Here is a 12,565-nt window from a genome sequence, read left to right on the forward strand (position 1 = left end):
CTAGAGTTGGTCCTGGGTATAGATCCCGGCGCTGATCACCGAGCTGCCGACGATCATCTGGCCGTAAAGCAGGCCGACGGGGTTGCCCTGGGCGCTGGTGTTGACCGGGCCGTTGAAGCTGTAGCTAGCGCGGTTTTCGGGGCGGTCCTGGGTACCGAGGCCTTTGGCCTGGGGGCTTAGCATTTGCAAAACACCACCGGCAATCATAGACACCCCTGCTGAAAACAATGCTGGTGCTGCCGGCCCGGTAAAGTACGACGCCACAATAAGAACCACACCTACTATTGTTTGTAGTAATCCCGCTCTTTTAGAACCGGCAATCACCGGTACTATGCGAATGATTTCTCTACCGGTAGGTTTCTTCAAGTCATCTTGAGAAATGTTTTCCTTACCATTGAATACTGCGAATCGCAGCCCCTTACCCGAACTCTCGACCATAAACTTTTCGAAGCCGGGAAACTGCTTGAAATAACCCATGATGTCTCTGAAACCGCCGTTGGTTGCCACACGGTGTTTTCTTCCAAAGAGCCGGGCAAGTGATCCGGAAAGCAAAACGGTTTGCACTTTTTCGTCCACCACTGAAAATGCCATACTATTCTCCACGCAATAAAAACTGGTCCATCACATTACCGTGCCGCCAGCAACTCACCGTCACCTCTGCCCAATAACCCCCATACGTATCGCGCTTGCTGTCGCGTCCATAGAGGTGGTGAAGGATCGAGCCTGGCGCCGGAAAATGCTCCGTTTCAGTCTTGAGCACACCATCCGCCAGGTAGATCGCTGCATGGTTGGGTACCGGTGAACGGATCTGCATCAGCACGATATCGCCCTGCTGCAAGCTGCCGATCTGCTCGAAGCCAGCAGCGGGCAGGTTCTCCAGATACAGGTTTCCCCCCTTGTTCCACCAACCGTCCTCACGCTGGTAATCACCCAGCTCGATGTTCATTTCACGTCGGTAGTAATCAAGGATGATGCTCAGACAATCGTGCACGCCATGGACAAAGCTGCGGCCGATCAAGGAAGCCTGGTAGCCCGTCGGCGTAATGCTGACCAGTTCGCCCTTTCGGATCTGGCCATCCTCGCCTTTGCGCACCTCGAGAATATGCCAGGGCAGACCCGATGCTTCGCAAGACACCCGATCCGCCTCACTAGGCGTTGCCGGGTAATCCGGATGGCTATGGACAACAGCCATCACCTCTCCCCGTTCCTCAGCGGTGGCGTAATCCTCCGGAGCCAGCCGAAAATGTTCGCTCGGTGTCGTAGCGGTATTGCGACAAGGCACATACCGCAACCGACGCCCCTCGCGAATCACCAATCCACAACACTCATGGGGATACTCGGTCAGGGCATGGGACTCGATAGCCATCAAAATGGACTTGTTCATACTCAACTCCGAAGTAAACCGGCAGCCGGAAATGAACCGTAGGGCAGCGGGTTATTCTCGCCAAATCGCAGTTTGCAACTGCTCAGGCGCCCACCGCATTTGTCCTTGGCGGCATCGGTGACAATCACATCATTGGCGTCAGCCACCGGCCCGCCGTTGTAACCACAATACGGCCCGCGATAACCACCACAGCTCAACCACCAACAGACGTTAGCGACAATTTGTCGACGTGGTAGCTGCACACCATTGAAGTCCAGGGCACTGGCAAGTTCGAACTTGATGGTCTCACTGCTCTCCGCGACCTTGCGTTCGACGTACCAGATATCCGGCGGCAGCTCCTCCTCGGGATCGGCTTCGGGCTGACCGTCCAGGTACTTGCCCAAAGTGCGATGGCGAATCAGCCTGGCGCCTACCAGGTCTTCGAAATACAGAACCAGGGCGGTGATAAAACCGCCGACATTGCCCACCGACAAGGTCGGCGTCGGCTGCGAGCCCTGCCCGGACATCTCAAAGCCCTCGGCCTGGATCGGCCAGGGGGAATACTCGTTACCCTGCCAGAAGATAGAGGCCTGCTGCGGGTAACCGTGAAAACGATAAAGCTCGGCGCCCAGAGACGTGGCATCGAGCTCGAAAAGCTCAACCCACGCGCCTGGCTCCAGGGTCTGGATATCTGAGGTGATCGGCATGTGATTTCTCGGAAAAAACAAACCCGCTCGAGGGCGGGTGCGGGAGAGACTTCGCTCAGGAAGGACGAACGGGGCGTCTGGTCATCTCAGGGTAACCTTCGGCCCCCTCAATCCATTTACGCACCTTCGTACGGTATTGAAGCCATTCCTTATCGGTGCCAGGCAGTGCTTCAGGGTCTTCTTCTTCGATGGCCATGCGTTGGTCTTCGATGACAAGCATCTCCTGTGCCTGCCATTCGGACTCCCGGATCAGGTTCTCATTTTTTCTGAGCGCTGCAGATAGATCCTGCAGTTCCTGTTCCGTCGCCTCCCTCCAGCTATCTCCGCTAGGGATGGGAAAGGACTGAAACAGCCCATTGTCAGTATTGATATAGATGGTCATACAGCCCCCGGTGCGAGTGAGTAGACGCCTGCTACGGGGTATCCCGCAGTGAAGGCAGCAAATGTGAGGGTTGCGGAGCCTGCTGCAATATCGATAGTCGTATTGGCCCCGCTGAAGTCGAGAACCAGTCTCGTACGGCCATCCGATCTGACGGGCCGACTGTTTGACACCCAACCACTGACATCGCCGTGAATGACGAAAAGCATTTCCCCGGCAGTGACAGGGCGATTCAAGGTGACTACCTGACCATTAGTGCCTGCGTTTCCAGACCACAAGAGCTCAGCTGTGGTGTAACGACGAGCAGCAGCCCTCATTGCTAGTGCCTGAGCAATTGCACTACGGGAAGACTGACTGGCGACCTCGGTAGCCAATGCCACGACATCGATTGTTCCTGGATTACTTACCTTGCTAGCACCCACAGTTACCCAAATAACAGTACTGTTTGCCATACGGGTTTCGGCGCCTACACGAGGGGTTCCGTTTACACCGTCAGTCACCGCAAACAAGTCAAGGTCTGCGGGATCTCCAGTCGGGCGACTTACAAAGTAAGCACCCTTGCGGTATGCAGCGGTGCCGCCTGCACTAGGATAGTTGGTGTTATAAGCATTCAGCCTGAATGCCCCAGTGCCCAGGTTGGTCCCCTGTAGCTGATCTGCCTGATGCAAACCGACAGTGCCCGTCGAGTTCTTTCCATATCCACGATAAGTTACCGCACCAACCCCGAGCCCGTCAGAATACTTGCCATTGTCGTCCGGCATGCGAAACGTGGTCGAACCATCGCCACTTGAGTAGCAACCTCTCAACGCAATGTTCGAAACCCATTGAGCATCTGTCACGGCCGCCGCCGAGACAAGTATCCATAACTGGGGCCACGTAGCTCGAGAAAGTAACTGGCCGTTACGGGGGATCATCCCGGCTGGAATTGTATCCTCCGGCAGCGTCCATGGAATGACGGCGCCAACGGGAAGACCTGCGCCTCCAGCGTCGATATAGGTGCCAGCGCCACTTAGCACCTTATCCTGCTCACCTGCACGCGGTGCAGGCACAAGTCCTTGTGTTCCGGAACCGCTTGATGTCGCCCCGGTCATTACAGTGGTGTAAAAAGACGCCGGCTGCCCACCGAGCTTCGAAGAGTCAGCTGCGGTCTCGCTCCGGCCAAGCTTGACACTGAGTTGGCTCTGGAGCTTCCCCAAAGCAGTCAGAATGTTATCACCCGCTTCGATGACCAATTGGCTGGCAAAACTGAGTCCCGGCAAATTGACCGCTAAAGTTCGAGCAGCCGTCCAGTACTTGTTGATAGCGCCCTCGGCAACCTGATCGGTGGAAGCCGGCAGCGATGGAATCAGCAGGTAAACCGAGCCATTCCAGCGATATTGCCGCGTAGGGTCGCTGGCACTATCACCACCGTTGACCGCCAAGTAGATTTTTCCGACCTCGCCAACCGCTGGAAACGCTACACGATTAGCAAATTCCAGCACATCTTTGCTATCCGGCAGTTGTTCAGCAGGCACTTTTCCTGCGACCAACTGGGCAACGGAAACACCTGCTGCAGTGGCCGGTAATGCCGCGTCAGCCTTGACCTGGGCAGCCAACGCAGCAGCCGATGCTTCGTCAGCCTTGGACTGAGCCGCCTTGGCCCGAACATCCAACTCGGCAAAGTTGTCATTGATTACCTGACCACCACTTCTGAGCGGCTGTCCGGTTCCATCATTCGGCGCCCCGCCGATATTGATCTTCTCGATTGTCATGGATGAAACGCCTGTTCAAAAGTTGCAGTCAGGGTGTAGAGCCCTGCCCCCAGTGCTGTTGGCTGATAGCCTTTGCAGCGATAGAGGGCCTGCTCACCCAGCGGTGCCGTCCAGTAGAAGGGCGTGGCGCCGGCATGGCGGTCGAGGAAATCGACAATGGCCTTGATCCGCGTTTCTTCGCCGACAAAGGTCAAGGGCCAGGACTGACTCTTGTTGTTGATGCCGTCCTGGGCCACCTGCTGATAGCCATCGCCAAACCTGGCACTCTTGACGCGGAACTCGACCGTGCCCACTGGCTCGACCTTGGGAATCCAGGTAAAAGTTTCTGTGTTCATGTTTTCTCCGGGCGTGAGCCGTCGCGGCCGCTGTAGCTCAGCGGCCGTTGATGGCGGACCAGATCTGGCCGCCCGGTTTGAGGTCACGGGCGATCTGCTCGGCGGCGCCCTGTCTGGCTGCGCCAGCATATGCCTGGGCAACGGCCTGGGTATTCATCTCACCGCCGTCATTACTGCCCTGTGCATCGCCCACATTGATGGTCTGCTGGATCACCACCTGGTTACTGCTGGTGCTGCCAGTCGCCCCGCCATCGACCGCACGAACGCCAAGGGAGCCATCCGCTCCACGACTCAGCGGCATGATCGCTTCCGGGCCGGCTTCGCCGAACAAGGCCATCGGTGCCAGCGTCGGGCTGGTGGCGATGGTGTTGGTGAAGGCACCGCCGTCGGCGAAACGAAGTGTTCCCGAGGGAGGCGAGTAACTGATCGCACCAGGGTTCAATTGCGGAGTAAACGTGTTGCTGATTCCGTTGACACTGGTGGTGGTGGGCGCCGGTGTACCGGATCCCCAAAACGAACCAACTGCCGAACTCACGAGACCGAACAACGAACTCAAGCCACTGGACATCGCCGTTTGCGCCGCCAGCTTGGCCATATCGCTCAAAACCGACTTGGCAAAATCCGAAAACGAGAACTTGCCCGTGGTCGCGAAAGTGCTCAGTGCATCGCCCATGGACTCGAACGCCCTGGTAAACACCTCCCTGGATTTAGCGGCCACATCACCCGACTTTTCCGCGTAGTCGTCCCACGCCGAGGAAGCCCCGTTCAGCCACGAGCCCTGCGCATCGCTCATCGCCTGGTAGTTGTCCTGGACCTGCTGCGTCATCTGGTCATGCTTGGTCTTGAGGGCATCGAGTTGACTGGCGTAGGAATCGCTCTGGCCAGCGCCGTTACCATAGGCGTCACCGACGGGGAACTTGATACCCAGCTTGTCCGCGTAAGTCGGCGCCGGGTCGCCGTTGGGAAATTTCGCGTCCAGCGCCTTGCGATCCAACGCGTATTGTTCGTCGTATCCGGCCAGCTCCTTCGCCAAGGCCGCCTTGCGCGAGCCCATGCCCACCGCGTTCGCCGCCAGCGCACCGGCATTGCGCAGCTTGTCGACATCAGCCGAATAGCTATCCAGCGCTTTTCCACCGTCCACCAGGGACTGGGTATAACTGTCCTGGTTGCTCTTGTTCTGCTTGAGCAACAGCGCCAGCTGGTTGTTCTTATGAATGAAATTCTCGGCAGCATCGGCCGCCGGGTCATAGGATTTCTGGAAGTCGCTGAAGCTACCGGACGTCACCTGCAACGCCGATGCGGCTTGCGCCGACAACGCAGCCGCAGCTTTCTTGCCGGCCTCTTCGATCCGTTGCTGCATGTCGCGCATGCCCTGGTCGGTAATGCGCGACGCCTTGGCCAGGGCCCGCTCCAGGCCACCGAGGTCAAGCGTCAGGTTTCCCTGGGAAGCAGTTGCCATTGGATTTCTCCGGGTCGTGGAAAACCCGTCGAAACGGGTTCGAGGTGAGTGGCCCGAACACTAGCGCCACTCGTTGATTGCCCGCTCCAGGGAAAGTCCCTGGCGTCGCTCATGGGGCATGAAGTCCAGCAGATCCGCAGTGCCACCACCCAGCCGATGGGTCTGCAACGCCACCAGGGCGCTGCCCGCCTCCAGCCGTCGACCGGCATGCAGGGAGCCATATCGGTCGATATAGCGCCCCCAAGCCAGGGCTTCGTGATAGCTCATGCGCTCCTTGGCTTCGGCGATGGTTCGGCCGCCGACTCCGTTCAGCACCAGTTCGTGCCAGAACTCATCGGCGGCGGTCAGTTTTTTGCCGCGGCACCACCGGTACCGTTGACTTCGTTGACGGCATTGAGAATCAGAAACCCCAGGATCGGCTCGAGGCTGTAGGCGTCCTCGTAGGAAATCGCCTCGGTACCTTGGGCACCCAGGGTGACCGTCGCCGCGATGTAGCTGGCATTGCGGCTCTGCTCGGCCTCACCGGGAGTGAACAGTCGTTCGATCACACCAAACGACTGCCGACGAATGTGCAACGCTAAGGTGTCGGTGACTTCCTTGCCGGACTTATCGACATGGGTCCAGCTGATTTCCTTCCTGACCGGCTGGCCATCGACGATGCCACCCTTGGCCTTGAGTTGTTTGAGGTTCATGACGTCTCTCAGGCTTTCTTGGTCCAGGCGGAACCGCCAGTACGCTGGATGGTGACAGTGGTGGTGACCACGGCGTTAAGGGCGAAGTTGAACGGGAAGTCCGAGACATAACCGTCGAAGGTGAACCAGGTACGGGTAGCCGGCAGCTCGAAGTTATCACCCGCAGTATTCAGGGTCGGCAGGATGCCCTTGCCGTCGGACCAGCCCACGGCCCACTTGATACCGGTATCACCCTTGGCTTCGGAGAGCTGGTGCAGGCGGATGTGGCTGGCATTGGTCGGATCGGCGTTGAGGCCCAGGCTCGCGGTACCCGGGGTACGCAGGCCTTTCTTGTAGCTGCGCTCCTCGGCGTTGAGGCTGGTGTCCTCGATCTGCTCGGCCGGCGCGCCGCCCGGATCGAAGGACGTGGCGTGCTCGACTTCCAGCACGGTGTAAGGCCCGCTACCGGTCAGCGGCGGCACAAGGGCAAAGATTTGGGTACCTTGGGTAAGAATCGACATCGTGTGTTCTCCTGCAAACAATAAAAAACCCGCGAAGGCGGGCTGTGGGTATTACCGGGAAAGGCGACCTGCCGTGATTTCAGGGCGCGGGCGAGCCGTCCAGGTAAGGCGGTGCGGAAGGATCGGGCTCCCGACTCTTCAGATAATCCACCAGCGCCTGATTGGTCTGCGCCAGCAGGCGGATCGAAGCGTTCAGTGCCACCTGCTGGTCGGCCTGATTTTGCAAGGCGGCAATCAGGCGGTTGATCGCTGCCAGTCCCTCGTCATTCATCGCTTATAGCTTCCATGTCAGGGTCATTGTTCCGGCCTGGTTTCCGGGGGAGGCGCTTCGCCCACCCCCAGCCGCCTGGCCGCCCAGCGCTCGTAAAGGCCGATGGCGACATCCGCACCGGCCATGGCGGTCAGGCATCCAAAGGCGCCGGCGGTCCAGATCGACACGCCGGCGGCGTACAGCAGCATGATGGTCGACACCCCGCAGACCATGCAGGCCCCGGAGCGCAGCGCCAGCCGGCGCAGCAGCGACCAGCCACGGGCGCCCTCCTTGTCGGCACGCCACATTTCACCGGAAACGCCGCCGATCACGGCCAGCACGATGACCAGCCAGACAGGCATGTCCGCCAACGCTTGTTGCTCGTTCGTCATGTCACGCCTCCTGCAATAAAAAGGGGCCATTCATTGGCCGGTGGGGGTTTCGCTTGGATTTCAAGATGAAGGATTCTCGTGGAAGCCCAGGTTCGGTGGGCATTCCAAAAAGCCCGGTCGCCCAGGCTTTTCAGTAATGCGGTCCTGATGCCCCGGCCTGAACCGACCCGCGTTTTCGGCGAGGCGGATTTCCGGCAAGGCACTTGATCCTTCGGCGCTACTGGCGCGGTACGGATCGATTCGAATTGTTCCTCCGACCGCGACCCTGTCCGCCGGATAACTGCTTACGGTGCTTTACGCTGCACACCCGGGTCAGTTGCCAACCCTCTGAACCGTTGAGGCCGGTTCATCGCTGCCTGTTCTTTGAAGCGGTGTCACTAAAGAGCTTCGGGTTGCCCCTGGCATTTCTGCCTGTGGCCGACCTTTCCGGCCGGCTTGAGACAAAGAATATGCATGTATGCATATACAGTCAATGCATAAATGCATTTATTTGCGCATGGAGATTTGCACCCATGCATGAAACCCATGTCGGTCAGGGGCTGCGGCTTTTTTTGGAGCGAAAAAAAACCCACATCGCTGTGGGTTTTTTCCGAGTCAGGGCGGATTAGCGGGCGTACATGCCCCACCAGAAGACATGACCGAGGATGGTGATCTGCTCTTCCTGGATTTCCTGGAAGCTGTAGTCTTCATCCGGGTGCTCGTCACGATTGAAGCTGCGCAGGCGGATCCCGCTGGGCAGGCGATAGAGTTGTTTCACCCGCAGTTGACCGTTGTGGTTGATGGCATAGAGGTCGCCGTCGACGATGTCGCCGATGGCGCTCTTGCCGGCGTTGACCCCGACCGTGGCACCGTCGCGCAGCACCGGCAACATACTGTTGCCGCGCACGGTCACGCACTTGGCTTGGTCGAACTGCACGCCGTTATGGCGAAGGCTGCGTTTGCCGAAGCGCAGGCTGGCCTTCTCGCTTTCCTCGATGACGAATCTTCCTGATCCAGCAGCCAATTCAACCTCGCGAAGAAAGGGAACGGAAACCTCGTCTTCATCGACGGGGGTATCGTCGTCCCACAGGCTTATATCCTTGAGTTCCGAATGCAGCGTGACCGGCTCCTGATCCCTGGTGCCCGCAATGTCGGCACGTCCGCGCAACTGGTCGGTGCTGACGCGGAAATACTCGGCGATCTTCGAGATGTGCTTGTCCGAAGGATCGACGATCTTCCCGCTGAGGATGCGCGACAGGGTGGATTGGGGCACGCCAGTACGACGGTGAAGCTCCGTGGGGGAGATCCCGTGACGGTCGAGCAATGCTCGGAGGACGGTAGAAACGTTGCGTATTTGCATAACGCGCATATTGCTTGGGCTTTTCGCGAATGGCAAATGCTGATTTGCATATTTCGTGCATAAAAATTTGCACCGACGTCAAAAGGCCATGCCTGCGGACGCCGGACCGCCCGTGTTAACCTTGCGCCCATCGTAAAGCAGCGGGCCAGACGCCCGACCTTGCCCCCCACTCAAAACGAATCCGCCTAAGTATCCGATGAGTAAAACTACTTCCGATCTGTCCAGCCACACGCCGATGATGCAGCAATACTGGCGCCTGAAGAACCAGCACCCCGACCAGTTGATGTTCTACCGCATGGGCGACTTCTACGAGATCTTCTATGAAGACGCGAAGAAGGCCGCCAAGCTGCTGGACATCACCCTCACGGCCCGCGGGCAGTCGGCCGGGCAGGCGATTCCGATGTGCGGGATTCCGTACCATTCGCTAGAGGGTTATCTGGTCAAGCTGGTCAAGCTGGGCGAATCGGTGGTGATCTGCGAGCAGATCGGCGACCCGGCCACCAGCAAGGGTCCGGTGGAACGCCAGGTGGTGCGGATCATCACTCCCGGTACCGTCAGTGACGAAGCCCTGCTCGATGAACGCCGCGACAACCTGATCGCCGCCTTGCTGGGCGATGAGCGTCTGTTCGGCCTGGCGGTGCTGGATATCACCAGTGGCAATTTCAGCGTCCTGGAAATCAAGGGCTGGGAAAACCTGCTGGCGGAACTGGAGCGGATCAACCCGGTGGAACTGCTGATTCCGGATGACTGGCCGCAGGGACTGCCAGCGGAAAAACGCCGGGGCACCCGTCGTCGCGCGCCGTGGGATTTCGAGCGCGATTCCGCGCATAAAAGTCTCTGCCAGCAATTTTCCGTGCAGGACCTGAAAGGCTTCGGCTGCGAAACCCTGACCCTGGCCATCGGTGCCGCCGGCTGCCTGCTCAGCTACGCCAAGGAAACCCAGCGCACCGCCCTGCCGCATTTGCGCAGCCTGCGCCATGAGCGCCTGGACGACACCGTGGTGCTCGATGCCGCCAGCCGCCGCAACCTGGAACTGGACACCAACCTTGCCGGCGGTCGCGACAACACCCTGCAATCGGTGGTCGACCGCTGCCAGACCGCCATGGGCAGCCGTCTGCTGACCCGCTGGCTGAACCGTCCGCTGCGTGACCTCAAGGTCCTGACGGCACGCCAGAGCTCCATCACTTGCCTGCTGGAAAGCTACCGCTTTGAAAAGCTGCAACCGCAGCTCAAGGAAATCGGCGATATCGAGCGCATCCTCGCCCGGATCGGCCTGCGCAATGCCCGTCCTCGCGACCTGGCGCGCCTGCGCGATGCCCTCGGCGCCCTGCCGCAACTGCAGGACGCGATGCTCGAACTGGACGCCCCGCACCTCAGGCAACTGGCCGCCACCACCCGCACCTACCCGGAACTGGCGATCCTGCTGGAACGCGCCATCATCGATAACCCGCCGGCGATCATCCGCGACGGTGGGGTCCTGAAGACCGGCTACGATACCGAACTGGACGAACTGCTGTCCCTCAGTGAAAACGCCGGGCAGTTCCTAATCGACCTGGAAGCCCGGGAAAAAGCCCGCACGGGCCTGGCCAACCTCAAGGTCGGCTACAACCGTGTCCACGGCTATTTCATCGAGTTGCCGAGCAAGCAGGCCGAGTCGGCGCCGGCCGACTATATCCGCCGCCAGACCCTCAAGGGCGCCGAGCGCTTTATCACCCCGGAACTCAAGGAGTTCGAAGACAAGGCCCTGTCGGCCAAGAGCCGGGCCCTGGCGCGGGAAAAGATGCTCTACGAAGCCCTGCTCGAAACCCTGATCGGCGAGTTGCCGCCATTGCAGGACACCGCCGCGGCGCTGGCTGAGCTGGATGTCCTGAGCAACCTCGCCGAACGCGCGCTGAACCTGGACCTGAACTGCCCGCGCTTTGTCGACGAGCCGTGCATGCGCATCAGCCAGGGGCGCCACCCGGTAGTCGAGCAGGTGCTGACCACGCCGTTCGTGGCCAACGACCTGGCCCTCGACGACAACACCCGCATGCTGGTGATCACCGGTCCGAACATGGGCGGTAAATCCACCTACATGCGCCAGACCGCATTGATCGTGCTGCTGGCGCATATCGGCAGCTTCGTGCCGGCGGCCAGTTGCGAACTGTCACTGGTGGACCGGATCTTCACCCGGATCGGCTCCAGCGACGACCTGGCCGGTGGCCGCTCGACCTTCATGGTGGAAATGAGCGAAACCGCGAATATCCTGCACAACGCCAGCGAACGCAGCCTGGTGCTGATGGACGAAGTCGGGCGCGGCACCAGTACCTTCGACGGCCTGTCCCTGGCCTGGGCCGCCGCCGAGCGCCTGGCGCACCTGCGGGCCTACACGCTGTTCGCCACGCACTATTTCGAACTGACGGTGCTGCCGGAAAGCGAACCGCTGGTGGCCAACGTGCACCTGAACGCGACCGAGCACAATGAGCGCATCGTCTTCCTGCACCACGTGCTGCCCGGCCCGGCCAGCCAGAGCTACGGCCTGGCGGTGGCGCAACTGGCCGGCGTGCCGTCCGATGTGATCGTCCGGGCCCGCGAACACCTGAGCCGCCTGGAAACCACCAGCCTGCCCCACGAGATTCCCGTGACCAAGCCCGGCAAGCCGGCGGCACCGATGCAGAGCGACATGTTCGCCAGCCTGCCGCACCCCGTGCTCGATGAACTGGCCAAGCTCGACCTGGACAATCTGACCCCACGCCGCGCGTTGGAAATGCTCTATACATTGAAGACACGGATCTAACGCAGACGGCCGCAAGCTGCTAGAATCTCGCGCGGTTTGGGATGCTGCGGGCTATTAGCCTGGTTCGCAGACTATCGCTCCCGAACCTGGCGAACCCATTTTGACCGGGTTTCGCTGCCGCCGCCTGAGGAGAAAATTAGAAATGACCTTCGTCGTCACCGACAACTGCATCAAGTGCAAGTACACCGACTGCGTAGAAGTCTGTCCGGTGGACTGCTTTTACGAAGGCCCGAACTTCCTGGTGATTCACCCGGACGAGTGCATCGACTGCGCGCTTTGCGAGCCGGAATGCCCTGCTGTGGCTATTTTCTCCGAGGATGAAGTCCCGGAGGACATGCAAGAGTTCATTCAGTTGAACGTCGAGCTGGCTGAAATCTGGCCCAACATCACCGAGAAGAAAGAATCGCTGCCGGATGCCGAAGAGTGGGATGGCGTCAAAGGCAAGATCAAAGACCTCGAACGCTGATTGCCGAGCGTTCCTGAAAAGGCCCCTTGCGGGCCTTTTTACGTTTCCGGGCAGGAGGTTTCACTTTCCTGCAGGCAAAAAAAAGGGGCGGTATGACCCGCCCACATTTTTTCCCTAATCCCTTTTTTCCCTTTCATCATCCTGATGAATCGCATC

General features: G+C 59.5%; 15 protein-coding genes. 2 read left to right on the forward strand and 13 right to left on the reverse strand.

The genetic code is table 11. The annotated features are described in order from the left end of the window. From ACL9RJ_RS08370 to ACL9RJ_RS08430, 13 genes are all read right to left on the reverse strand, one after another. Window positions 1-591: a tail assembly protein gene (locus ACL9RJ_RS08370; protein ID WP_103032828.1), complete on the reverse strand. Its 591-nt coding sequence runs from the start codon at window positions 589-591 to the stop codon at window positions 1-3. A gap of 1 nt (window position 592) precedes the next feature. Beyond that, a complete protein-coding gene (locus ACL9RJ_RS08375; protein ID WP_017127622.1) occupies window positions 593-1,384 on the reverse strand; it encodes a C40 family peptidase in 792 nt (263 codons plus the stop codon). A 2-nt stretch (window positions 1,385-1,386) separates the two neighbouring features. Then, a complete protein-coding gene (locus tag ACL9RJ_RS08380) occupies window positions 1,387-2,070 on the reverse strand; it encodes a phage minor tail protein L (RefSeq protein WP_017127621.1) in 684 nt (227 codons plus the stop codon). 55 nt (window positions 2,071-2,125) lie between these two features. Next, window positions 2,126-2,452: a hypothetical protein gene (locus tag ACL9RJ_RS08385; RefSeq protein ID WP_017127620.1), complete on the reverse strand. Its 327-nt coding sequence runs from the start codon at window positions 2,450-2,452 to the stop codon at window positions 2,126-2,128. Next, entirely contained in the window at window positions 2,449-4,200 is a 1,752-nt protein-coding gene (locus ACL9RJ_RS08390) for a phage tail protein (protein ID WP_017127619.1), read from the reverse strand. Before ACL9RJ_RS08390 ends, ACL9RJ_RS08385 begins: the two co-directional genes overlap by 4 nt. Further along, window positions 4,197-4,535, reverse strand: a complete 339-nt coding sequence (locus ACL9RJ_RS08395) for a phage tail protein (RefSeq protein WP_017127618.1) — start codon at window positions 4,533-4,535, stop codon at window positions 4,197-4,199. Before ACL9RJ_RS08395 ends, ACL9RJ_RS08390 begins: the two co-directional genes overlap by 4 nt. Window positions 4,536-4,572: 37 nt before the next feature. After that, window positions 4,573-5,904: a phage tail tape measure protein gene (locus ACL9RJ_RS08400; protein WP_245223052.1), complete on the reverse strand. Its 1,332-nt coding sequence runs from the start codon at window positions 5,902-5,904 to the stop codon at window positions 4,573-4,575. Window positions 5,905-6,054: 150 nt separating this feature from the next. Continuing rightward, a complete protein-coding gene (locus tag ACL9RJ_RS08405; RefSeq protein ID WP_017127616.1) occupies window positions 6,055-6,309 on the reverse strand; it encodes a hypothetical protein in 255 nt (84 codons plus the stop codon). Window positions 6,310-6,338: 29 nt separating this feature from the next. Further along, entirely contained in the window at window positions 6,339-6,686 is a 348-nt protein-coding gene (locus ACL9RJ_RS08410; protein ID WP_422765133.1) for a phage tail assembly chaperone family protein, TAC, read from the reverse strand. Between the two features lie 8 nt (window positions 6,687-6,694). Beyond that, window positions 6,695-7,186 (reverse strand): phage tail tube protein, encoded by a 492-nt coding sequence (locus ACL9RJ_RS08415; protein WP_017127614.1) that lies wholly within the window; start codon window positions 7,184-7,186, stop codon window positions 6,695-6,697. Between the two features lie 79 nt (window positions 7,187-7,265). Further along, the gene (locus ACL9RJ_RS08420; protein ID WP_422765134.1) at window positions 7,266-7,457 is read right to left on the reverse strand and encodes a hypothetical protein; all 192 of its coding nucleotides are present in this window, start codon (window positions 7,455-7,457) and stop codon (window positions 7,266-7,268) included. 23 nt (window positions 7,458-7,480) lie between these two features. Further along, the gene (locus ACL9RJ_RS08425; RefSeq protein WP_017127612.1) at window positions 7,481-7,828 is read right to left on the reverse strand and encodes a phage holin family protein; all 348 of its coding nucleotides are present in this window, start codon (window positions 7,826-7,828) and stop codon (window positions 7,481-7,483) included. Window positions 7,829-8,432: 604 nt separating this feature from the next. After that, a complete protein-coding gene (locus tag ACL9RJ_RS08430; protein WP_083875407.1) occupies window positions 8,433-9,176 on the reverse strand; it encodes a LexA family transcriptional regulator in 744 nt (247 codons plus the stop codon). Between the two features lie 187 nt (window positions 9,177-9,363). Between ACL9RJ_RS08430 and mutS the strand changes: the two genes are divergently transcribed. Both mutS and fdxA read left to right on the forward strand, forming a co-directional pair. After that, window positions 9,364-11,943, forward strand: a complete 2,580-nt coding sequence (mutS, locus tag ACL9RJ_RS08435; protein WP_178990859.1) for a DNA mismatch repair protein MutS — start codon at window positions 9,364-9,366, stop codon at window positions 11,941-11,943. Window positions 11,944-12,085: 142 nt separating this feature from the next. Next, window positions 12,086-12,409 carry a ferredoxin FdxA gene (gene fdxA, locus ACL9RJ_RS08440; RefSeq protein ID WP_003222178.1) on the forward strand — a complete coding sequence of 108 codons (324 nt, stop codon included), beginning with the start codon at window positions 12,086-12,088 and terminating at the stop codon, window positions 12,407-12,409. The last annotated feature ends 156 nt before the right edge of the window (window positions 12,410-12,565 follow it).

Source organism: Pseudomonas sp. Mn2068, from assembly GCF_049319725.1.
Taxonomy (GTDB): Bacteria; Pseudomonadota; Gammaproteobacteria; order Pseudomonadales; family Pseudomonadaceae; genus Aquipseudomonas; species Aquipseudomonas gingeri.